The organism is Neptunicella plasticusilytica, assembly GCF_047922965.1.
Classification (GTDB): Bacteria; Pseudomonadota; Gammaproteobacteria; order Enterobacterales; family Alteromonadaceae; genus Neptunicella; species Neptunicella plasticusilytica.
In genome coordinates, this window is record NZ_CP150481.1 from 1674383 (window position 1) to 1698513 (window position 24131).

Annotated in this window: 21 protein-coding genes; 18 read left to right on the forward strand and 3 right to left on the reverse strand. The window is 46.7% G+C overall.

The features are described 5' to 3' along the window. The first annotated feature begins 28 nt into the window (after positions 1–28). The 13 genes from V1467_RS07365 (at position 29) to flgL (ending at position 13080) form a co-directional block, all read left to right on the forward strand. A complete protein-coding gene (locus V1467_RS07365; protein WP_416308146.1) occupies positions 29–958 on the forward strand; it encodes a chemotaxis protein CheV in 930 nt (309 codons plus the stop codon). 9 nt (positions 959–967) lie between these two features. Next, a complete protein-coding gene (locus tag V1467_RS07370) occupies positions 968–1801 on the forward strand; it encodes a CheR family methyltransferase (protein WP_416308147.1) in 834 nt (277 codons plus the stop codon). Between the two features lie 91 nt (positions 1802–1892). Next, positions 1893–2297 carry a flagellar basal body rod protein FlgB gene (gene flgB / locus V1467_RS07375; RefSeq protein WP_416308148.1) on the forward strand — a complete coding sequence of 135 codons (405 nt, stop codon included), beginning with the start codon at positions 1893–1895 and terminating at the stop codon, positions 2295–2297. Beyond that, entirely contained in the window at positions 2294–2716 is a 423-nt protein-coding gene (gene flgC, locus V1467_RS07380) for a flagellar basal body rod protein FlgC (RefSeq protein ID WP_416308149.1), read from the forward strand. Before flgB ends, flgC begins: the two co-directional genes overlap by 4 nt. Before the next feature lie 10 nt (positions 2717–2726). Beyond that, the gene (gene flgD, locus V1467_RS07385; protein WP_416308150.1) at positions 2727–3410 is read left to right on the forward strand and encodes a flagellar hook assembly protein FlgD; all 684 of its coding nucleotides are present in this window, start codon (positions 2727–2729) and stop codon (positions 3408–3410) included. Positions 3411–3426: 16 nt separating this feature from the next. After that, complete coding sequence (gene flgE / locus V1467_RS07390) at positions 3427–4824, forward strand: flagellar hook protein FlgE (protein WP_416308151.1); 1398 nt, start codon at positions 3427–3429, stop codon at positions 4822–4824. Between the two features lie 455 nt (positions 4825–5279). Continuing rightward, the gene (gene flgF / locus V1467_RS07395) at positions 5280–6023 is read left to right on the forward strand and encodes a flagellar basal-body rod protein FlgF (RefSeq protein ID WP_416308152.1); all 744 of its coding nucleotides are present in this window, start codon (positions 5280–5282) and stop codon (positions 6021–6023) included. A 96-nt stretch (positions 6024–6119) separates the two neighbouring features. Beyond that, positions 6120–6908, forward strand: a complete 789-nt coding sequence (gene flgG / locus V1467_RS07400; RefSeq protein WP_416308153.1) for a flagellar basal-body rod protein FlgG — start codon at positions 6120–6122, stop codon at positions 6906–6908. 11 nt (positions 6909–6919) lie between these two features. Continuing rightward, positions 6920–7600: a flagellar basal body L-ring protein FlgH gene (gene flgH, locus V1467_RS07405; RefSeq protein WP_416308154.1), complete on the forward strand. Its 681-nt coding sequence runs from the start codon at positions 6920–6922 to the stop codon at positions 7598–7600. A 9-nt stretch (positions 7601–7609) separates the two neighbouring features. Beyond that, positions 7610–8722 carry a flagellar basal body P-ring protein FlgI gene (locus V1467_RS07410; protein WP_416308664.1) on the forward strand — a complete coding sequence of 371 codons (1113 nt, stop codon included), beginning with the start codon at positions 7610–7612 and terminating at the stop codon, positions 8720–8722. A gap of 6 nt (positions 8723–8728) precedes the next feature. After that, positions 8729–9667, forward strand: coding sequence for a flagellar assembly peptidoglycan hydrolase FlgJ (gene flgJ, locus V1467_RS07415; RefSeq protein ID WP_416308155.1), 939 nt, complete (start codon positions 8729–8731; stop codon positions 9665–9667). Between the two features lie 43 nt (positions 9668–9710). After that, entirely contained in the window at positions 9711–11849 is a 2139-nt protein-coding gene (gene flgK, locus V1467_RS07420; RefSeq protein WP_416308665.1) for a flagellar hook-associated protein FlgK, read from the forward strand. Positions 11850–11856: 7 nt separating this feature from the next. Next, positions 11857–13080, forward strand: a complete 1224-nt coding sequence (flgL, locus tag V1467_RS07425) for a flagellar hook-associated protein FlgL (protein ID WP_416308156.1) — start codon at positions 11857–11859, stop codon at positions 13078–13080. On the opposite strand, the gene V1467_RS07430 is transcribed toward flgL, so the two are convergent. Then, positions 13077–14024 (reverse strand): hypothetical protein, encoded by a 948-nt coding sequence (locus V1467_RS07430; protein WP_416308157.1) that lies wholly within the window; start codon positions 14022–14024, stop codon positions 13077–13079. The genes flgL and V1467_RS07430 overlap by 4 nt on opposite strands. Positions 14025–14285: 261 nt before the next feature. On the opposite strand from V1467_RS07430, the gene V1467_RS07435 reads away from it, so the two are divergent. The 4 genes from V1467_RS07435 to V1467_RS07450 all read left to right on the forward strand — a co-directional run bounded on the left by V1467_RS07435 (position 14286) and on the right by V1467_RS07450 (position 18871). Next, entirely contained in the window at positions 14286–15110 is an 825-nt protein-coding gene (locus V1467_RS07435; protein ID WP_416308158.1) for a flagellin, read from the forward strand. Between the two features lie 370 nt (positions 15111–15480). Further along, the gene (locus V1467_RS07440) at positions 15481–16311 is read left to right on the forward strand and encodes a flagellin (RefSeq protein ID WP_416308159.1); all 831 of its coding nucleotides are present in this window, start codon (positions 15481–15483) and stop codon (positions 16309–16311) included. A gap of 794 nt (positions 16312–17105) precedes the next feature. Then, positions 17106–17936, forward strand: coding sequence for a flagellin (locus V1467_RS07445; protein ID WP_416308160.1), 831 nt, complete (start codon positions 17106–17108; stop codon positions 17934–17936). A 605-nt stretch (positions 17937–18541) separates the two neighbouring features. Beyond that, a complete protein-coding gene (locus V1467_RS07450) occupies positions 18542–18871 on the forward strand; it encodes a GFA family protein (RefSeq protein WP_416308666.1) in 330 nt (109 codons plus the stop codon). A 212-nt stretch (positions 18872–19083) separates the two neighbouring features. Here the strand turns inward: V1467_RS07450 and V1467_RS07455 are convergent, their stop codons facing one another. Beyond that, positions 19084–20427, reverse strand: a complete 1344-nt coding sequence (locus tag V1467_RS07455) for a winged helix-turn-helix domain-containing protein (RefSeq protein ID WP_416308161.1) — start codon at positions 20425–20427, stop codon at positions 19084–19086. Between V1467_RS07455 and V1467_RS07460 the strand changes: the two genes are divergently transcribed. After that, the gene (locus V1467_RS07460) at positions 20418–21401 is read left to right on the forward strand and encodes an alpha/beta hydrolase fold domain-containing protein (protein WP_416308162.1); all 984 of its coding nucleotides are present in this window, start codon (positions 20418–20420) and stop codon (positions 21399–21401) included. The genes V1467_RS07455 and V1467_RS07460 overlap by 10 nt on opposite strands. A gap of 1 nt (position 21402) precedes the next feature. Here the strand turns inward: V1467_RS07460 and V1467_RS07465 are convergent, their stop codons facing one another. After that, positions 21403–24117 (reverse strand): EAL domain-containing protein, encoded by a 2715-nt coding sequence (locus tag V1467_RS07465; protein WP_416308163.1) that lies wholly within the window; start codon positions 24115–24117, stop codon positions 21403–21405. Positions 24118–24131: the final 14 nt, after the last annotated feature.

Sequence of the window (24131 nt, forward strand, 5' to 3'; positions counted from 1 at the left end):
CCTGACTTGATTGATAGTGGAGTAATAGATGGCGGGAGTTCTTGATTCAGTTAACCAGCGCACGCAATTGGTTGGTGCTAACCGGCTAGAGTTATTGCTATTTAAGTTAAATGGCCGTCAACGTTTTGGCATCAATGTGTTTAAAGTACGGGAAGTACTACAATGTCCTCCATTGACATCGATGCCCAAATTAAATCCCTATGTTCGTGGTATTGCCCATATTCGCGGACAAACCATTTCGGTGATTGATTTAAGCATGGCAACCGGCGGTAAAGCCATTGATCAACTGGATAAGCGATTTATAATCATTTCCGAGTATAATCGCTCGATTCAGGGCTTTCTGGTTGATTCGGTTGAACGCATTATTAATATCAACTGGGATTCGGTTATGCCGCCACCTAAAGGGTCGGGGCGCAAAAGCTACTTAACCGCAGTAACCGAAATTGATAAAGAACTGATCGAAATTCTGGATGTTGAAAAAATCCTGCACGAAATATCGCCCATCAATACCGATGTCAGTGATTCGGTCACTGCCAATCTGGATGTGAGCAGTATTAAAGATAAAATTATCTTTATCGCGGATGATTCATCAGTGGCCAGAAATCAGGTCAAAAAAGCGTTAACCGTATTGGGCCTGAAGATTGAAATGGCCAAGAACGGCCTGGAAGCGCTGAACCGGTTAAAAGAAATTGCAGAAGAAACAGGTGATGTGACCGATCAGGTCGGGGTGCTGGTATCGGATATTGAAATGCCGGAAATGGACGGTTATACCCTGACAGCAGAAATTAAAGCCAATCCCAAGTTAAAGAATCTGCATATTATTTTACACACTTCACTTAGTGGTATTTTTAATCAGGCGATGGTTCAAAAAGTTGGAGCGGATGACTTTATCGCCAAATTCCACCCGGACGAATTAGCATCGGCAGTTAAAAAATGGTTAGGCGTTGATAATTTATAAGGAATCTGTGTGTCATCCAATGATTTTGATGCCAGCAATTATTTAGAATTTTGCAATTATCTGGAAAGGCAGTGCGGCATCGTTTTAGGTGCCAATAAGCAGTATCTGGTGCGTAGCAGGCTGGCGCCTTTGGTAGCCAGGTTTTCATTGGAAAACCTGGCGTCGTTATTAACCAAATTTACTCGTGGCATGGATCGGCAATTAAATGCCGCTGTAGTCGACGCGATGACCACCAACGAAACTTTATGGTTTCGGGATACTTATCCGTTTGAAATCCTTAAAAACAAGCTTCTGGATAATTTTACTGGTAAGCGGGTACCGATAAGGATCTGGTCGGCGGCCTGTTCCTCAGGTCAGGAGCCTTATTCAATTGCCATGACTATTCATGAGTACATGCAGAACAAACCTGGCGCTTTTCCCGGCGGGATACAAATTATTGGTACTGATATCTCATCCGACATGCTGGAACGCTGTAAAAAGGCCGAATATAATAACTTGTCCTTGGGGCGAGGATTGTCTGCCGAGCGCCGCACAAAATTTTTCGAAGATGTCGGTAACGGTGATATGCGGGTCATTAAACCGGTCAGGGACATGGTCAGCTTTAAGCCGATCAATTTACTCGAATCTTATACCTCACTGGGCAAGTTTGATCTGGTTTTTTGCCGTAATGTCCTTATTTATTTTTCGGCAGAAATCAAAACGCGTATATTGCAACAAATTGCCGCTGGTTTGCAGCCGGGTGGCATTTTAATGGTGGGCGCGTCCGAATCGATGAGCGGATTGTCCGACAAATATACTCTGCATCGTTGCTCTCCCGGAATGTATTACTCCAAAAAACAATAAATTACCTCCCATATTGGCGATTATCTCTAATCTGGCCGAATAGTTTGGCATAGCAATTGCTATAAATTCTCCATCAAGCAGGAGAACGACTATGGCAATTAGCCTCGACAAATTAATCGGCTTTCATCAAAAAGCATTAACCGTGCGCAACGATCGCATGGAAATGATTGCCGGTAATCTGGCCAATGCTAATACCCCCGGCTATAAAGCTAAAGATATTGACTTTAAAACCGCCATGCAAAGCGCCCAGTACCAACGCGGCCATAGCCTGACCACCACTGACGACAAGCACATTAAAGCCAAGATGCAGTCTACCGATGCTGTTATGTATCGCTCACCGCTGCAACCCGATACCGGCGATGGTAATGATGTCGATGTGCAGGTGGAACGAAATGAATTTCTGGATACAGGTATGCGTTATCAAGCCACTATCCAGTTCTTGAACGGAAAAATTAAAGGTATGAAAAAAGCCATTAGCGGAGGACAAGGCGGATGAGTCTTTTCAATGTAATGCAAATCGCCTCTACCGGTATGAGCGCCGAAAACGTCAGATTAAATACTGTCGCCAGTAATATCGCCAATGCCAATAGTGTCAGCAGCAGTTATGACGCCACCTATAAGGCCCGTCATCCGGTGTTTGCCGCAGAAATGCAAAAAGCCACCGATGATCAAATGAAGGGCGTCGGGGTGCAGGTGTTAGGTGTGGTCGAAAGCCCTAAACCGCTGCAAATCGAATTTAACCCCAATCACCCTATGGCTGATCAGGATGGTTACATTTATAAACCGAACGTGAATATTGTCGAGGAAATGGCCGATATGATTTCTGCGTCCAAATCCTATGAAACCAATGTTCAGGTGACGGATACCACCAAACGGATTTTCCGTCGGGTACTGCAACTTGGCCAGGGCCAGTAAGGAGTAAATCATGGTCGATAGTGTTAACAATACAGGATTGGGTAACAACTATTACTGGCAAGAGGAAGCGGTGCCTGAAGGCAACCAGAACGGTCAGCTGACTCAGGAAGATTTCTTTTCCCTGCTGACTGAACAGTTGTCTAACCAGGACCCCACCAAGCCGGTGGATAATGATCAGATGATCGCGCAAATGACCCAGTTCACTATGGCCGACAGTCTGTCCCAACTGAACGAGAAATTTGACAGTTTTGCCGCGTCGATGACCTCCAACCAGGCGCTACAAGCCTCCAGTCTGATTGGCCAGAATGTGCTGGTGCAGGGTAATCAGGGCGTATTGGAAGAAGGCGGCAATGTTAGCGGTATGGTGATTACCGACCAGGCTGCCTATTCGATGAAAATAACCATTGAAAACAGTTATGGCGAAACCGTTAAGGTGATCCCGGTAGGCGACCATGAAGCTGGCAATATTCAATTTAACTGGGACGGCACCGACCAGAATGGCAATGTTATGCCGCCCGGCAATTATAAAATTAAAGCCAATGCCACTGTGGGTGGTGAATCAACCGAATTAGTCACTGCCATGCATCGGCATGTTGACAGTGTCAGCCTGGCGTCCAGTAGTCAGGGCATTATTCTCAATCTTCAAGGTGAGCAGAGCGTTAAGCTGGCTGACGTATTAGAGATTGGTAGTTAACGAGGAGAAATAATCGATGTCTTTTAATATTGCATTAAGTGGTGTAAATGCCGCTCAAAAAGATTTGGATACCACCGCCAATAATATTGCCAACGTTAACACCGTCGGATTTAAAGAATCCCGAGCCGAGTTTGGTGACGTGTATGCGGCATCATTGTTAGCCGGTGGCAAAACCAAAGTGGGTGACGGGGTGCTAACCCAGGAAATCGCCCAGCAATTTAGCCAGGGTAGTTTGCAATTTACCCAGAACGCGCTGGATTTGGCGATTACCGGTAACGGCTTTTTTGCTACCGTACCGGAAGTGTCGTCGCGCGATTTCTCTTTTACTCGTGCCGGTATGTTTAAACTGGATGCCAACAATTTTGTGGTAAATTCCAATGGTGATAACTTATTGGGCTTTCCGGTTAACCCGGATGGTACTTCGGCTTCGGTAGCACTGAGTACGACTGTGCCGGTGCGTATTCCAGATTCGTCCGGTTCACCGCAACCCACCACGGAAGTAGACTTAAAAATGAATTTGCCAGCCGGCGATACCGCGCTGGATCCGGCTGATTTTGATCCGGCCGATCCGTTGACTTATAATGCTGCAACCTCAGTCACCATCTATGACTCTCTGGGTGATAGCCATGTACAGACTTTCTATTTTATTAAAGACAGTACTTCGGCAGCCAATGAGTGGATAATGGTAAATTCCGTTGACGACAATCTGGTTGATATCACTAATTCAGATGGTACAAATGCTACCCCAACTAGTGCACCCGCGGCTCCAATTGCTAATCAAGCAGGGGGCAATACAGGTAATGCGGTAGCCGCTTCCAGACTTATTTTTAGTAGTGGTGGTGACTTTATTGCCATTGAATCCGCAGATGGTGCAGCACAGACTGATTCCAAACTGCTTACTGAAGCGTTAGGAGCGACTATTTTAGCCAATGGCTCCGATCCTACGCAAGATATCACGATTGATTTTAATTTAACTGCGGGTGTGGCTACCCCGGATGAACCCACCCAGTTTGCTTCCGCATTTGAGGTGACATCACTGGAACAGGATGGTTTGCCGGTAGGTCGATTAACCGGGATTGATATTGGTCCGGATGGTTTGGTACGGGCTACTTACTCCAACGGCACCTCCGAGCCGATTACCCGGGTGGCACTGGTGCGTTTTGCCAATGATCAGGGCCTAACCCAGCAAAGTAATACCCAGTGGCAAGAAAGTATTCTCTCCGGTGAAGCGCTGGCAGGTGAAGCTACCACTGGTACCTTTGGGGATATTAATTCATCGGCACTGGAACAGGCCAACGTCAACCTGACCTCCGAACTGATTGATATGATTATTGCCCAGCGTAACTTCCAGGCCAACTCAAGGGCACTGGAAGTCAATAACCAGCTGAATCAGACAGTACTGAATATCCGCTAACGGATTTGATAAAACCGCTATTTACTAGGCCACCGCAAGGTGGCCTTTTTTTGTTCTAAAGCCTTTGACTCGAAGTCGCGACGTGTCGGTGAATAAAAACCAAAACTGTTAATCTCTGTAGGTCGGGCTTTAACCTGTCAGGTGTTGTGTGAAGCTATTTGACGGCATAAATGCCGACCTACCTCAGTTTTTTCGAGACTAAAGTTGCTCCTGCCTCAGGTGAAAGATATTTAGCTCGAGGGCTCAAAATACCGATGACAAACGCGCAGAACATTCGGGGTTTATGCTGATTTTAGCTCACCGTCCAAACCCGCTATTTGCAGCTAGTTTCTTTCTCTGTGTTCCCAGTGTCGCTTTGGTGAATATCGCCTTTCATTTTTATTCCTCTGATGGCATCAATATTGCTAAGTATTTATATAAATCTATATAAATCGAGTCAGAGTCAATTAATTGTCATGGATAAAATGCTTTATATCGCCAGCAGTGGCGCCAGCCAGGACTTGTTAGGTACGGCGCTGCGCTCCAATAATCTGGCCAACGCCCAGACTAACGGCTTTAAAGCCCAGCTGGAGCAGGCGCGTGCAATGCCAGCCTTTGGAGAAGGCTTGCCTACTCGTGTTTTCGCGATGACTGAATCTCCCACCAATGATTACGAAGGTGGTGCCATGATCCAGACGGGGCGTAATCTGGATGTTGCCGTGCAAGGTAATGGCTGGTTGGCAGTAAATGATAGTCAGGGTAATGAGGCTTACACCCGCGCGGGCAGCCTGCATGTGGACCAAATTGGCATGCTAACCGATTCTGCCGGTAATCCGGTGATTGGTGATCGGGGCCCCATGCAATTACCTATTCCTCTGGCCAGTATCAGTATTGCCAATGACGGTACCATTTCAGTTCAACCTCAGGGCGCGCCAGCCAATGTGCAGGAAGAAGTGGGGCGGTTAAAACTGGTGAATCCGGATAATAAACAAATTCAGCGTGGTCTGGACGGGTTGTTTCGTCAGAAAGACGGCCAAATAGCCGCAGCCGATGCTAATGTCCAAATCCGTAATGGCATGCTGGAAAACAGCAATGTCAATCCAATTGAGGAAATGGTCAGTCTGATTAGCCTGCAGCGCCATTATGAAATGCAGGTCAAACTAATGAAAAAAGCCAGCGAACTCGATGCCCAGGGTAACAATATGATGAGGATCCTGTAGGCAATATTCTGCCCATTACCGGCAACGGCAATGACAGAAATGAATTGAATTTTTACGGCTATCTTGCCGTGTAGCAGTTTTAAGTGGAGGTGAGCAATGCATCCAGCACTATGGATAAGCAAAACCGGACTCGATGCGGCACAAACCGATGTGTCAGTAATTTCCAATAACCTGGCCAATGCCAGTACTGTCGGTTTTAAGAAAAGTCGAGCGATATTTGAAGATTTGCTTTATCAAAATATCAACCAGCCGGGTGGCCGCTCTTCCGCCGATACCGAACTGCCATCAGGGTTGATGTTAGGCGCCGGTAGTAAAGTGGTGGCCACTCAGAAAGCCTTTACCCAGGGCAATATGATCACCACGGAAAACTCACTGGATATGATGATTCAGGGCGACGGATTTTTCGAAATACTGCAACCTGATGGCACTATTGCCTATACCCGAAATGGCCAGTTTACTCTGGATGATACCGGTCAGATTGTCACGCCTGGAGCTGGCTTCCTATTGCAACCCAATATTACTGTGCCGGAAGACGCGATAAAACTGACGGTTTCCCAGGAAGGTGAAGTGTCAGCCACTATACCGGGTCAGGCCGATCCTGTGGTACTGGGACAAATTACCATTTCCAATTTTATTAACCCGACCGGCTTGCAGCCAATCGGTCAGAATTTATATCTTGAGTCTGCGGTCAGCGGTGCGCCATTACAGGGAGTTCCTGGCTTGCAGGGACTGGGCTCCATAGTGCAGGGCTCGTTGGAAACCTCTAACGTGAATGTGACCGAAGAACTGGTTAACCTGATTGAGAGCCAACGGCTTTATGAGATGAACTCTAAAGTTATTTCCTCGGTCGATCAGATGCTTGGCCAGGTAATTCAGCAACTTTAGCGGGTGATCTGATGAAATCCTTGATCGTCATTATTCTGTCAGTACTGATGGTGGCTTGTAACAGCACTCCGGTGCGCGAAACCTTGCCCAATGATCCGTTTTATGCGCCGGTTATTCCCGAAATGCCACAACATAAAATTGGCGCAGACGGTTCCTTGTTTCAGACCGATATGGCCAACAGTCTTTATTCTGATGTGAAAGCGCGCCGGGTGGGCGATATTATTACCGTGGTACTCAGTGAAAATACCAGTGCCAGTAAATCAGCTACTACCGATTTTAGTAAAGATACCTCGGTGGACGTGCAGCCTATTACGGGATTGGGCGGCAACCCTATTAATATCGGTAATCAATCCATACAGTTGGGCTTGAATGCCGGTAACGAATTTCAGGGTGATGCGCAAGCCAATCAGCGTAATAGCCTAAACGGCAATATTTCGGTGACTGTGGTGCAAATCTTGGCCAACGACAATCTGGTGGTTAGAGGTGAGAAATGGCTAACCCTGAATAACGGCGACGAATATATCCGCCTGACCGGCATTATCCGTTCTGCGGATATCAGCCCGCAGAACGAAGTGCAGTCAACCAAAATCGCCAATGCCCGTATTCAATATAGCGGCACCGGTGATTTCGCTAATGCGCAACAACAAGGTTGGCTGACACGATTTTTTACCTCCGAATGGTGGCCTTTCTAGGAGACTATGATGAAGAAGTTGGTTTCCCTTTTTTCCTGCCTGTGTTTATTGCTATCACCTTTTGCCAGTGCGCAAAGGATTAAAGATTTGGCAACAGTTCAGGGTGTGCGTAGCAACCAGTTGGTCGGTTACGGTTTAGTGGTGGGTTTGCCGGGAACCGGTGAGCAAAGCCCGTTCACCGAACAGAGCTTTCGTACCATGTTGTCCAACTTTGGCATCATGATGGCCAATGGACTCAAGCCCAAAATCAAAAACGTGGCGGCGGTGGCGGTGCATGCTAACTTGCCGCCGTTTATGAAACCGGGGCAGAAAATAGATGTCACCGTGTCATCGATGGGTGAAGCCAAAAGCCTGAATGGTGGAACATTATTGCAAACCTTTTTGAAAGGTCTGGATGGCGAGATTTATGCTGTCGCACAGGGCAGCCTGGTGGTGAGCGGTTTTGGTGTGGAAGGCGCCGATGGCTCCCGGGTTATCAATAACACACCTACTGTTGGGCGGATCCCTAATGGCGGTATTGTTGAGCGTGCTGTGGTCAGTGGTTTTGGCCAGAACGATTATCTGACGCTTAATCTGAATTATCCGGATTTTTCTACCGCCAAAACCCTGGCAGATACCATTAATCAGCGCCTGGGGGCTGATCCTGACAAAGGTTATCGCATTGCCACACCTATTGATGCAGCATCCGTCAGAGTGTCCGCGCCGCGCGAAATCGGTCAGCGAGTTGATTTTATGGCCACGCTGGAAAACTTTGAATTTGTTCCGGCCGATGCCCCTGCGCGGGTGGTAATCAATAGCCGTACCGGCACCATCGTCATTGGTAAAGATGTACGTCTGCTGCCTGCCGCTATTACTCATGGTGGACTTACCGTGACCATTTCGGAAAACGCTGAAGTGTCACAGCCCAATGCTCTTGCTGACGGCGATACTGTAGTAACCGGCCAGTCAGTGATTGACGTTAATATGGATGATTCAAGAATGTTTAAATTTGATCCGGGCGTCACATTGGATCAGCTGGTGCGGGCGGTGAACGAAGTCGGGGCTGCGCCGGGCGATCTGATGGCGATCCTCGAAGCATTGCGTCAGGCAGGCGCATTGCAAGGTCAGTTGGTGGTGATTTAAATCGCGATGGAAGAGTTAAGCCAAGTTCAGTCACAACTGCAGCAAGCCCGCAACTATCACGATATCGGCGGGTTGGATAAGTTGCGCCAGGCGGTACGCAAGAATGATCCTGAAGCGTTAAGTGAAGCGGCCAAACAATTTGAAGCCATCTTTATCCAGATGATGCTTAAATCCATGCGTCAAGCCGAAGATGTGATGGTAGATAAGGACAGTCCGTTCAATTCCGAACAGGTTAAATTTTATCGGGATATGCATGACCAGCAACTGGCAGTCGATCTTGCTTCCAAAGGGAGTTTGGGGCTGGCCAAAATGATTGAGCAGCAATTGGGTAATCAGGCTGGCTTCGTTCCCTCATCGGTATTGAGAAGCGATGCCAATTTAAACTCGGCACGTCAGGTCGCGAATACACAACCTTCTTCCAGTGGCTATGCGGCGAATATCTCTATGGGCACCAAGCAATCGGCTTTTGCCAGCCAGCAGGACTTTGTCCAACAGTTATTGCCGCTGGCTAATAAAGTCGCACAAGAGTTTGATCTTGATCCTCGCGCGATGATTGCTCAGGCGGCCGTGGAAACGGGGTGGGGGCAATACATGATCCATTCCAGACAAGGTACGAACGGGCATAACTTGTTTGGTATCAAGGCCGATCAACGCTGGCAGGGTGATCGTACCCTGGTGAACACATTGGAATATGCCGATGGTCAGGCCAAACAACAAAAAGCCCAGTTCAGGGCTTATGGTTCGTTTGAAGACTCGATGCGCGATTACGCTGCTTTCGTGCATCAGGATAGCCGTTATGCTGAAGCCGTGGCATCGGGCCAACAACCGGCCGAATATTTTAATCGCTTGCAGCAGGCCGGTTATGCCACTGATCCGGATTACGCCAATAAGGTGATGAGCGTGATGGATAGCAACACCTTCAAGCAAGCAGTACAAGGCCTGTAATGATGAATAAAATAGTCATTTCGCGAGCTGGAGGGTTAATATGGTGATCCGTACCTCAGATTTACTTAGCATTGCCACCAGTGGTCTGAATGCGCAAAACCAGTTGTTGCAAACAACGGGTAATAATATCGCCAACGTCAATACTGAAGGCTATATTCGTGAACGCACCAGCTTTGTCGCCCAGTTAACCGGTGGCGTCGGACAAAGTACTACCACCCAAATTATTGATATTTTTGCACAAAATCAGTTGCGACGGGATACCTCTACCTACGCCGAGTTTTCGGCATATCATGATCGCGCTTCGCAACTTGATGATATTTTTGCCAGTGATGCCAGCAGTCTGGCAACCAGCATGAGCCGTTTTTTTGAAGCGATGCAAACCGCCGCCGATGAGCCGACTAATATGGCGGCCAGACAATTGGTGTTGGGCCAGGCGGATTCCCTGCTGGGCCGGTTTAATTCCTTATCACAGTTTTTAAGTTACAAAGAAGACGAATTAAACCTGGAATTTAATTCCCTGACCCAGGACGCTAATGATCTAATTGAGAATATTGCCGATTTAAACAACACCATCCGTATCAACCAGTTCCGCAATCAGCATGATGTGCCTGGTGCACTGATTACCGAACGGGACAACGCCATTTTAAAACTGGCGGAAATCGTTGATATTACCACTCGCACTAATCCGGACGGTTCCACATTGGTCAATCTGAAGAGCGGCCAGTCGCTGGTAATGGAAGATGGTACCTTTAATGTGTTTGAAATTAACGGTGAGCCGGATATCAAACACAAAGATCTGCAACTGAAAAACTCCAGTCGTGGGGTGACTATTAACCTGGCCGAAAATACTGTCGGTGGGCGGATCGGTGGTTTATTCAATTTCCGCGATGAAATTCTGGCGGACGCACAAAGACAAATGGGGCAATTGGCGTTGGCGCTGGCGGATTCAATCAACCAGCAAAACCGCCTGGGTATGGACTACGATGGCCAGTTGGGTACTGATATCTTCAATCTGCCCGAAGTACAGGCATTGAACTATTCGTCCAATTCATCACTGTCACTGGAGATGAATGGCAGAATCGCGGAAGGCCAATCCAGTCTGGTCACCCGCAAAGATTACCAAATTGTCATTGACGCTGTGACACCTGGCGTTCCCGATACCGTCGATATTACTGTTAACCTGTTAAATCCGGATGGTTCGCCGGTACTGGATATAAACGGCAATCCGCAAACCCAGAGTTATACCGGACTGGATGCTGCCAATGGCAGTTGGGTGCCGATCATGGATGGGCTGGAAATTGAAATGCCCAGTGGCGCCGGTTATGCGGTAGGGGATCAGTTTTTATTGCAGCCGACCAAATACACAGCTAATCAAATTGAAGTGGGTATTGTCAGGCCGGAAGATATCGCCTTTGCCTCACCGATACGGGTCGAGTCGGATATCAACAACCTTGGCGATGCGACTCTTGTTTCGACCAGCGTCACCAATACCAATGTAGATAACGCCTTCACCACCACAACGGCTTCAGCATTTGATGGTGCGGGAGGGATTCAGGGACCAGGTGCTGCGCCTGGTGGCGGTGTCGGTGCCCCAGCCGAAATCTTTTTTACTTCTGCCGACTCATACGAAATTCGTGACAGTGCCGGTACCGTGATTACTACTGTTACCGGTGCGCCCAGTCTGGAAAATTTGATTGAGCAAGGCGCGGCAACCGGTGGCTGGCCTGCAGCCTGGAGTCCGCCTGCGATGGATGATTATCCTGGCTATGATTTAACCTTGCAAGGGGTACCCAAAGCCGGCGACAGTTTTAGTATCGGGTACAATACTGATGGTTTTGATGACAACCGTAACGGTCTGGTGATGGCCGATTTGCAGAATATCGATACCATGCGTCGTACTGCCAGTGCGTCAGGCGGTTCAACCAATTTGCTCACCTTTCATGAGGCTTATTCCTCTTTGGTTGGAACAGTGGGAGAACGAACTGCGTCGGCGGATGTGCAGGCCAGTGCTGCTAAAGCGATGTTAGAACAGTCAACCAGCTGGTTTGAATCGGTTTCCGGCGTCAGTCTGGATGAAGAAGCGGCTAATTTAATGCGTTTTCAGCAAGCCTACGCCGCATCGGCCAGATTGATAAATACCGCACAAACCTTGTTTGATACTATTCTTAGTGCTGTGAGGTAAATAGATTATGCGTATATCGACTAACCAACTCTATGATTTAAGCATTAAAGGCGTGCTGGATAACCAGCGCGAGTTGTCGCATGTACAACAACAGCTTTCATCCGGTAAAAAGTTGTTGCGTCCGTCTGATGATCCTGTCGGCGCGTCACAGGTTATCCGTTTAACCGAACAACTCGATCAGTTAAAGCAATTTCAGGAAAACAATAATCTGCTGGTTAACTCACTGGAGCAGGAAGAGGTGGTGATGCGCAGCCTGAACAGCTCGATGAACCGCGCCAGACAGCTGACCATAGAAGCTGGTAATGGTATCTTGGCTGAAGAAGATCGGGCGGCGATTGGCATCGAGATGGAACAAATTCGCAGTGAAGTCTTTGACTTGATGAATAGCCAGAATGCCGAAGGCGAATATATATTTGCCGGTTATCAGTCGCATACGCCTGCATTTGAATACAACCCCAGTTCGCCGGGCAACAAATACCAGTTTGTTGGTGACGATGGCCAGAACGAGATCCAGATATCTCCGTCAGTGACGGTAAAAAACGGTGATTCAGGCAAAGCGGTATTCGAGGATGTGTCTGCAAGATTAAAAACCCAGGTAACAGGTACGACAGCGAACAGCGCCAAGGTCCAGATTACCCAGCAGGATGCGCATGATTTTTTCCACAAAAACAATTATGACAAAGTCACTCCGGCGAATAACAACTTTCAAATTACCATTCTGGCACCGGGCAACCAGGTGTCGGTCGATAATGTTGGTACCGGCGCCAATTTAGGCACATTCAGTTACGATCCCAATCAGCCATTCACTTTTAAAGGGATGGATTTCACTATCGATGGCGCGGTAGGGGATACTGTTGATTTCACGCTGCAGGCGCCGCAGAAAAAGAATATCGCCGAGACTCTGAACGATTTGGCACTAGCGCTCAACGACGAAAATATCTCGGATAGTGATTATGCAGAAGCGATTGCTGACGCGCTAGTCGGGATGGACAACGCATTAAAAACCTTGGCCGATGCTAACTCGGCAGTAGGTGGACGGCTCAATGTGGCCCAGTCGGTCTATGAATCCAATCTGGATTTGGAAATCAGTAACAAGCTGGCACGTAGCTCCATAGAAGAAGTCGACTATGCTGAAGCCGTTACTGAGCTGAGTAAGCAGGAAAATGCCTTACAGGCAGCCCAGTCAACTTTTGCCAGGGTGGCTAATTTAAGCCTGTTTGATTATATCTAACCGGCATTGATATCTGCCAGACTCAGATGACTTAGATAAATCCGGCTGTGATTGTCAATATGACTAGAGTAATAGCTGATATATAAATCATCACCTTGTTTGACCAATCCCGGATAACTGCAGTCACCGCCTGAGGGCAGAATATGCACAATATTGGCTTCAAGGTTGATTAAGTTAAGCTTAATCAGCGCTGTTTTGGGGCCATGTTCCTGCCAAATTCGTCCGCAAAGTAGTGCTTGTTGATCATCTAACATCAGCATAACCGGCCCGCCAATATAAAATCCGAGGTCCTGCCAGTGCCATTGTTTGTAAGGCGGCTTGGCTATACCCCATTGTGCCATGCCAGAATCGGCGTCGCGCCGCACAATGGCGTAAGCCGTACCGCGTGAATCAAAACCGATATCGCTTTCATTCGGATAGCCTCTGTGGTGTTTACGCTGGCTGAGTGCTTCCGGTAGCAGTTTTTCGAAGGTTCTAAGCGGATTGCCCGCGTACAAGTCCAAAATCTGCTGGCGGCGATTGTAGGCAAAACCCAGCGCCTTGTCGCCATACCAACGTAAACGCCATAACCAGTGATTTTTCTGACCCACCGCTTTGGGGCTGGACCAGCTAGCTCCATCCTGACTAAAACATACATAAGGCTGTGAATACAAAAAAGTACCGTCGGGTTGGCTGTGACGGGCGTAGAACAGCAATATCAGCTTACCGTCAGTGCTAACCGATAATTTCGGATCGCGCAAATCACAGTTCAACATACGCACCATATTTTTAGCCACAGTGTCTCCCTGCCAGTCCAATTGTAAAATAACAATTTTTCCATCCGGACTGATGTGATCGGTAGCCGCTCGAAAACTGCAAAAAAGAGTATTGCTAAAATTGCACAAATCGGTAAACGCGCTATGCGGAGCCATGCTGTAAAGCATTTTTGAGTCATTTTTGAACATTTTTTTGTGCCTTCAATTCATCTCTAAATCTATTGAATCTCAATCAGTTAGCAATTGCAAAGGCGGCAATTTATTTCCGCTTTTTTGGCAAAGCGGCAAATATTTTCTAAAGGAGATATAAAAAGCGTCGATAAACTTAATCGAGAGAGCCAGTAACATTCATTTTGTCCAACAGAGTGAATGTACTTAAAAGTGTTTTTAAACCTTTGATCACACCGATCGATGCCAGTGAAGACTGGACTGAGAGTGTAGGAGAAAATCATGTCAATGTTCGTCAATACAAACGTTTCTGCGTTAAATGCGCAACGTCAATTATTTAATTCAGGTAACGCCTTAAGTACATCCTTTGAACGTTTGTCTTCAGGTTTTCGTATCAATCGTGCTGCTGATGATGCTGCAGGTTTACAAATTACTGATCGTATGACTTCCCAGATAATGGGTCTTAATCAAGCGGTACGTAACGCGAATGATGCGATTTCACTGACGCAAACTGCAGAAGGTTCAATGGGTGAAATTACTACCTCATTGCAACGTATTCGTCAGTTAGCTGTACAGTCGCAGAACGGTATCAATACCTCTGCTGACCGTGTTGCACTGCAAAAAGAAGTATCAGCCCTTAAAACTGAAATCAGCCGCATTAGCACTGATTCCCAGTTTGGTGGCCTAAATATCTTACAGGGAACCTTTTCAGCTGCATTCCTGGTAGGTGCTAACAGTGGCCAGTCAATTTCGGTTAACTTGTCCAGATCTGGCGGCTATGGCGCTTCAGGTTTGAGCATTGGAAGCCTGACAGTTGCAACTACTACAGGAGCATCAGCTGCTTTAACCAGTATCGATAACGCACTGTCGACTATCGGTGCAGCTCGTGCTGATTTGGGTGCCTTGCAAAACCGTTTTCAGTCAACGATCCGTAACCTGAGCAACATCTCGGAAAACGTATCGGCAGCCCGTTCACGTATTCGTGATACTGACTTTGCTACTGAAACAGCTGAATTGACTCGTAACCAGATCATCCAGCAAGCCAGTATCACTGTTCTGAGCCAGGCGAATCAGCGTCCTCAGGCAGCACTGTCTTTATTAGGATAATGTAATTTTATCCAATCCGTTTGAAACGTTGAGCCAGGAGGGAGTGAGGTAAAACAGGCCAGACGGACGAGAGTTTCGCTCATTCTCTCCTAACGATGAGCGCCCCGCCGAAGCATTTTGCTTCGGCTTTTTCGTTTATGTAACCAGTTGATTTTTAACACAATTAAAAAATAGTTAATTTTTTCTCTAAAGGAAAATTGAATAGCTAACGATAAGTTGAGCAAAGGCACTGAGCAAAATAATAAAAGCAATAGCCGGTCCCTTGGATATTCAGTTCATACAAAAAAAGCAATAGAGCTGAATACCGCACAAACATAAAAACAAAAATAACAGTTTGGCGGACAATAAATTTAAAGTTAGGAGAGAAAAAATGAGCTTGTACGTCAACACTAATGTGTCGTCGTTGAATGCCCGACGCCAGCTGTTTACTTCGAGTAACAATCTGAATGTCGCATTCGAACGTTTATCATCAGGTTTCAGGATTAACAGTGCCAAAGATGACGCCGCCGGTTTGCAAATATCGGATCGTATGACATCGCAAATATTAGGCCTTGATCAGGCAGTGCGTAATGCAAATGATGGTATTTCACTGGCTCAGACCGCCGAAGGCGCGATGCAGGAAATTACCACTGCATTACAACGTATTCGCGTTCTGGCGATACAAGCCCAAAACGGTATCAATGCCTCTTCTGACCGTTTGGCACTGCAAAAAGAAGTGTCAGCGCTCAAGCAGGAAATCAGCCGAATTGCCACTACAACCCAGTTTGGTAGTGTGAACATTCTTGATGGTGTTTATTCTTCCGCTTTTCTGGTCGGAGCCAATGCCGGACAGAGTATCAGCGTGAATATATCCAGGGTGGGCGGATTCGGCGCATCCGGGCTTTTCAACGGAGTTAATCTGTCGGTAGCGACCACTGCTGGCGCTTCTGCCGCCTTGAGTTCCGTTATTGAAGCCATTTCTATTATTGATGGGGTGCGGGCTGATTTAGGGGCGATTCAAAACCGCTTTCAATCTACTATCCGAAATTTAAGCAGTATTTCCGAGAACATGTCGGCGGCAAGATCGCGCATACGCGACACTGATTTTGCCGAAGAAACGGCAGAATTGACCCGCTGGCAAATAATTCAGCAAGCCAGCATTACCGTGCTGGGGCAAGCCAACCAGCGACCACAGTCAGCGTTGCAACTGTTGCAGGGGTAAATATGCGAATGACTCTCGCTAGTTAACTAGCTATTGATTGCACATTGTGGGGACAAGCAGCAATCAACCAGAAATAAAACGATAGAGATTTTTTACCAGCAGAATAGCTGTAGGGGATAGTTGCGCTCAAAAATCAGGTGGTGAGGCTTTTTTAATGGGCGGAATAAATACCAGTAAGTAGTTTAAGTTATTGAAAGTTTAGATAAAAGCCGTATTGCAAATTGTGGGGACAAGCAGCAAATGGCGAGTAATAGTAGAAAGAGATTTTTTGCCAATGGAATAGCTACAACAGGAGAGTTGCGTCCAGAAAATAGCGTGGTGAGGCTTTTTTTATGGACACTAAAAAGCGAATGGCATGGGTAGATATAAAGACTGAAATGAATAAATAAACAGGAAAAAAGGCCGTATTGCGAGTTGTGGGGACAAGCAGCAACCGGCCTTACGATAGAGATTTTTTACCAGGAGAATAACTGCAAAGGAACGCCGCGCCTAAAAAACAAAGTGTTGAGGCTTTGTAATATTAAGCGCCGACTGACAGGAAAGACGCCAGGAGGTAGTGAGAGGTTTGAGGTATTAGGCCATCAATCCTGACAGTCGACATGAGCCGAGGCTCACTATAAGCATAAGCTTTTGCAGGTGGTAACCTGGCAAAAACACACAAGTCAGATAACTGACTGGCATGATAAACAAAGCACGTAATGTGCCAATTTTAAATTTTTTACAGAAAACCACGAGTAGCAACGGCAATAAAACAAAAATAATAGCCAGGTTGTTATCAGGTTAGGAGAAATAAAATGAGTTTATATGTCAATACAAACGTGTCTTCTCTAAACGCCAGAAGACAGCTATTTAATTCAGGTAATGCGTTAAGTACCTCATTTGAACGTTTGTCATCCGGCTTTCGTATTAACGGCGCCAAAGATGACGCCGCCGGTTTACAAATATCGGATCGGATGACGTCACAAATTATGGGGCTGGATCAGGCGGTGCGTAATGCTAATGACGGTATTTCGTTGGCGCAGACGGCAGAAGGTGCAATGGCCGAGATCACTACCGCGTTGCAACGGATCCGGGTGCTGGCAGTTCAATCTCAAAACGGGATTAACTCCTCGGCAGACAGACTGGCACTGCAAAAAGAGGTATCGGCACTCAAGCAGGAAATTAGTCGGATTGCCTCCACCACCCAGTTTGGTGGGGTTAACATCCTGGATGGCAGGTATTCTTCGGCCTTTTTGGTTGGCGCGAATGCCGGACAAAAAATCAGTGTCAATATTTCTGCTGTCGGTGGTTTTGGTGCGTCGGGATTGTTTAATGCCGTTGATGTGTCGGTGGCTAATGTGGATGATGCCTCAGCAGCCATGACGATTGTCAGCAACGCGTTGTCGACTATTGATGCCAAGCGAGCAGATTTGGGTGCGATTCAAAACCGTTTCCAGTCCACCATCCGCAATTTAAGCAATATTTCCGAGAATATGTCGGCGGCCCGTTCGCGAATTCGGGATACGGATTTTGCCACCGAAACAGCGGAACTAACCCGTAACCAGATTATTCAACAGGCCAGTACTACGGTGCTAAGTCAGGCAAATCAGCGTCCCCAGGCAGCATTATCCTTGTTGGGAGGTTAATTCAGCGAGATGAAAAATCGATAAAGAGAGAGTAGGAACTGAGAGGCCACTCTGAAGAAAACGCCGACTAACAGGACTGAGAGTGTAGAAGTGGTTGAGAGGCCAGTATGCAATCCCAAACCCTGCCAGTCGGACAGAAACCTTATTTGCTCGAACTCCTAACTTGAGCAAGTTGGTCGGGTCATTTGACCCGACCTTTTTTATATCTGCTGCTCAAATTTTTTGACACTAGGAATGTCGAAATATCTAAAGCATAGCTTGTGCCAATATTTAGAGAATATTGTCTTTTATTAAAAATGCAAGATAAATCAATAATTTGGGTAAATTATTTTACAATCCAATCTACTCCAGGCCGTAAGTTAAACTCACTGAGTGTCAAATAGTCGATGAGCGGCAAGGGATTGCCGTGTTTGGGAAAGTCGCTAAATTTGTGTATGTTGCTTGTTTGAGAATGCAATATTGCTAATCTGTTCCGACAGCAAAAAGCTGTTACTTGACGTTAACTATTTCTTTAGAGGATCGAGCAATTGGAAATAACATATTCTGAAGGGGGCTGTTTTTGTGGGGCTGTCCGTTATCAGGTCAAGGGAACCCCGGTAGGGACGATGATTTGTCATTGCAATACTTGCCGAAGGTTATTCGCTGCCCCCACTGTTGCCTGGTTATCTGTTGCGAAGGACGCTTTTACTTTTACCAGAGGCGCCCCTGCAACTTTTTCAACCAGTCCTCCGGTAAAACGCTGGTTTTGTCAAACCTGCGGGACACAGATTGCTTATGTGCATAACGATGAACCAAACTATGTGGAAGTCGTAACCTGTAGTCTGGACAATCCGTCTAGCTTTCCTCCAACGCATCGTTCCTGGTTGAGCCATGATCTCGACTGGGCTGCGAATAGCGATGCATTACCTGCATTTCAGCGCTCACGATATAGTTAACCCCAGCTTCGGGATAAGCCACGCCTCTCAATAACGCTCTTTTTGCACTTGGCAGCGTTGGGCTTTCTAGTCATAGCCCGCTATGACGTACGAAACCCCGCCTTGCCAGGCACAAAAATCTCGTCATTGAGTAAACTATTTATTCAACAACGGTTGAGTGAATAATATAACCATCTGAATTATTTACCCTTTGTAAATATAAACGACATTTCTTATCCCGAGTTGGGGTTAGTTAGCATTTGACGCCATTGCTGTTGGTTATTTGCGTTCAAATCTTGCTGATAATGGGAAATCCTTTGCACTTCAATTCGCTTGCCTTGATTAAATAACATAAAGTCAGTTAATGCGGGTTTAAGTGCGTCTAAAAACGCTTCGACTTTATTGGTTTCTAGATGTAAATGTAACAGCCTGAGCACTCCGGTTTTGCGGTCAATTTTAGCGTCCAGCCGACCGGCAAACTGCTGACCCCACAACAAGGGCAAACAAAAATAGCCGTACTGGCGCTTTTGTGCCGGGACATAACATTCTATCTGATAATCAAAATCAAACAGTTCGCGGGTGCGTTGACGCTGGATCAGCAGATTATCGAAGGGTGACAGGATATGTACTTTACTGCGGCTAACTTTTTTATTAAGTAAGTCAGTGACCTGGGGCAGGGCATAATACTGCTGATCCTTGACCTTGATTAGCACCAGTTCCCCGTCGTGCTGCATGATTTGGCATTGCTGCTGAATCGGTTTTAACAGACCTTTACGCAAATAGCTGATATTGGCCGGTTTGGCCAACCCATTTGCCTGTAGGTGCTGAATAATCAGATGTCGATAGAACTCTTCGTCGCTGGGCAGTCGCGTATCCGCATCTGCGGGTAACACTCTTTCGGTCAGATCATAAACTTTCTGAAATCCCTGTCGCCCTGCGACCATGAGTTGGCCTTCCATAAATAACTGTTCCAGTGCTTTTTTGGCCGGTTTCCAGTCCCACCAGCCGCTATTGGCCGTTTTTCGTTGTTCAAAGTCTTTTGCCTGCAGTGGTCCCTCCTGGTGAATACGCTGCAGTATGTCTCTCACCAATTTGTGGTCTTTGTCAAACCAGTGTTTTTCGCCGCTAGCGATGGCCTGTTTACGCGGCAGGCTGAAGCGAAAATCACGCATGGGCAGAAAGGCTGCAGCATGTGACCAGTATTCAAAAATTTGTCCTGAGTCCAGTAGCTGATCCAGATGCTCAATCTGGTATCGGGGAAGACGGCTCCAAAGGCAATGATGGTGGGCTCGCTGAATCACGGAAATAGAATCAATCTGGATATAGCCAAGCTGCTGGATCGTTTTTAAGGTGGCCCTGGTACTTCTATCTTTGCTATTTCCGTTGGTTAAGCCTTGGCTGGATAGCTGTATTTTACGTGCCTGGGTAGCAGACAGTGCAATTGGGCAAGACAATGAATTAATAATGGTTTTTTCACTAAGTTGTTCGGGGTAAGGTAACTCACTATAAAGGGACTGAGGTATTCGAGTAAAGTCCGCGGTGATGATTAGAAAGGCAGGAAGAACAGATGAAAACAACTGGAATGAGCCAACGTTTTTTAAGAATAATGGCAGTGTTACTTTTGACTTTTCAGACGCACGCCTTTGAAGTCGACAGCAGTTACACCCTCGCTTCATCCTTTCAGAAATATCATCAACAATACCCGCAGCTCGCTATTGCTGATTTGCGTTTAGCGGATAGGGTCAGAGTAGAGCTGGATCGGGAATACGCCAATATTGAAGGTCGGACACTGCATTTGGATCTATTCGTTCCGCATAACAGGCCACCGAAAGCGACGGTGATATTGATCCACGGTGGTGGCTGGCGTTCTGGTAATAAATCACACTTTTTTCCTCTCGCAGGTGCATTGGCGAATCGGGGGTATCTGACGGTCACTGTGGAATATCGTTTGTCGGTTGAAGCCCCTTATCCGGCAGGTCTGATTGATATTAACCGGGCCATTGTATGGCTAAAGAATCATGCTGAAAACTATCAAATAGATGTCAGTAAAATGGCGTTAATGGGCGGTTCATCCGGCGGACATATGGCAGCTTTATTAGCCAATACGGCGGATTTGCAACTATATCGCCCGCCGGAAATTAGTGGAGATACTCAAGTTCAGGCGGTGATAGATATGGATGGCATTCTCGATCTTACCTCTGACCTGGGGCTGAAATACGAAGATAAAAATGGCCGTAAAGATACTGCGATGGGGTTATGGTTAGAGGGTAATTACGCCAGTCAAACAGCACGCTGGCAGCAGGTTTCACCAGCTTACTATATTACCGGCAATTCGCCACCCATGCTGTTTATCAGCAGTGGCCAAGCTCGCTTTGCCGAAGGGCACGACAAGGTGTTTGCTCAACTGGATAAGCTCGGCATTAAACACCAGTTCCATAACTTTAATAACGCCCCGCATACATTCTGGTTATTTCATCCCTGGTTTGACCAAGTCGTTGAGAAGACAGATGATTTTTTATCAAAACAGTTGAATTACGCTAACCCGGAATAAATCATGATTTTAGCCATTGCTCCATTTCCGGCCAATTGCGCGGATGGCTGATGTGATAGCCTTGGGCAATATCACAATTCATCTTGCGCAGTGCTGCCATGGTTTCGTGATCTTCAACGCCTTCGGCAATCACTTTTAAATCAAGATTGTGACCAAGTGAAATGGTTGAGCGAACAATAATAATGTCCTGTTCATTTTTGAGCATTTCATTAACAAAGTAGCGATCTATTTTAAGGGTATCGATAGGAAGCTGGCGCAAATAGGACAACGATGAATAGCCGGTGCCAAAATCATCAATAGATAATTTAACGCCCAATTTTGACAACTGTGTCAGCAGATCGACCGCTTTTTCAGGATCTTGCATCAATGCTGTTTCGGTTAGCTCCAGCTCCAGCATACCCGCTGGTGTCTGATATTTTTTCAGCTTCGCTTTAAGGCTGTTAACGCAACGATCATCAACCAGGTTACGGGCCGACAGATTCACTGCTACAGAATAGTTATGGCCCTGTTCACGCCAGCTTTGCTGTTGGGACAACGCCATATCCAGCACTTTATCCGTGAGATGATGAATGGCGTCACTGACTTCGGCCAACGGGATAAATTTGTCAGGGTATAGTAATCCTGACAACGGGTGATCCCACCTGACCAGTGCTTCAAATCCGGTGATTTTGTTGTTCTTCAGATCTACTTTAGGCTGGTAGTGCAAGACCAGTTGGTCATCACGAATGGCGCTACCCAATTCTGCCATGAGCGTCAGGCGTTCTGGCGTATGAATGTCCTTTTCGCGGTTGTAAAGTGTCGCTCCACCACCCCGTTTTTTGGCGTCGTACATGGCAACATCGGCAGAGCGCAGTAGTGCGTGGCTGTCTTTGCCATCGGCGGGATAAAATGCCACGCCGATACTGGCGTCAATTTCCAGCAACATCGAATCGATATTAATCGGTTGACGCAAGGCGTTAAGAATATTGTCGGTTAACTGGATTATTTCATTGCGATCAGGACGACCGTAAATCAATACTGTGAATTCATCACCGCCCAACCGGCAAATCAGGGTTTTGTATTTTTGGGTACACTGGCTGATGCGGGGACTGACTTGTTGCAACAATAAGTCACCCACGTAGTGACCTAATGTATCATTAATATCTTTAAAACGATCCAGATCTATTAGTAATAATACCGCAGGCATTCCAGGGCCACAGGCAATGTTGTTCTCAAATTCGTGATGCAGCAACGCGCGGTTGGGCAAGCCTGTTAGCGAGTCATGATGCGCCATATATTCCAGTTTGCCCATGTGTCTGGCGTTGATGAGGGACAACGACATATTTTTGCCTATGGTTTCAAAGGTATCCTGTTCAGTTTCATCGAAAACATAATTACCTTCGTATAACAGACATAGACTGCCAAGCGGTTCATCCTGATAAATTAATGGAATAAAAGCACCCGAATTGACATTAATAGACTGCATCAAGGTCATCAGTTTGGGATTGGCATTGCTGTCTGATGACATATTGGAAGTGACCAGCGTATGCCCTAACTGTAATGCAGTGCCATTTAAACCCTCAGTCAGAGGAAGTCGCAGACCGGCTTGCATAATATCATCGTCAAAGCCGTGGCTTCTGCTTAATTTAAGGTGTTGCTTATCGTCATCAAGCAGGTAAATGGCAATATAAGGGGTGTTTAACAGTTCCAGTAAAATATCCAGCGTTTCTTCAACAATGGTTTTGACTGATGTACAGCCATGTAACTGAATCGACAACGCGTTAAGCAAAGATAGATTCTGGTTTTGGGTGACCAGTAAAGCTTTTGACTGCTGAAGTTGCCGCTCGGCCAGTTTACGTGCAGTGATATCGCGGACAATAGCATGAACCACAGGATCCGGATCGAGCTTGATCACAGTCAACGTCACTTCAGCATCAAACAGTGTTCCGTCATGGCGCTTATGTTGCCACTCAAAATTTTGCACCTGACCATCAAAGGCTGCTCTTATTCGTTCCATCGCCTTGACGGTGGATAGCTGGCCATCAGGCTGGTATTCCGGCGAATAATGCATGGGGGTCTTCTGCATTATCTGTTGTTTGGTGCAGCGGAACATATGCAAAATAGCCTGGTTACAATCGATGAAATATTCATTTCGCATCATGAATATACCTTCGCCGGCATTATCGAAGGTCGCTTGTAATTTGCGGTTCATTTCTTGGCAGGCCAATTCGCTCTGTTGCGTTTTCTCATGATAAAACCGCTGCGAGATTAAACCGGCCAACGCTAGCAGAAATTGGCGAAGATGCTGTGGCGAGCATGTTTGTTGAGGTATGCCCCCAATAACCAGTGCGCCTTCCAGGTTGCAGTTCAGCACTAGCGGAATATGTAACTCGGATATTGGCGATGCAAAAGTAATTGCCGTATCGAACTGGCCTGCCAATACATCTTGATCATTAATAGTGGCCAGATTGAGCAGCTTATATTTACTCAAACACTCGAAATACAGTGGAAACTGTTTTAATTGGCGTGGTGCAGAACAAAAAGTTTCAGCATCAAGGATTGGGTGACTCAGGTGCAACGCCTTGTCACTATGGTCTACTTGCCAAATTGCGGCTTGTTCGGCCTGCAAAATATCTTTAATTGTGCTGGACAGCTCAGTTATCAAAACGGTCCAGGGAGCTTGCCATAAAGTGTTTAAAACGGATAACTGGCGATAAAGTTGCTCTAGTTGAGGCATGGGGACAACCATGA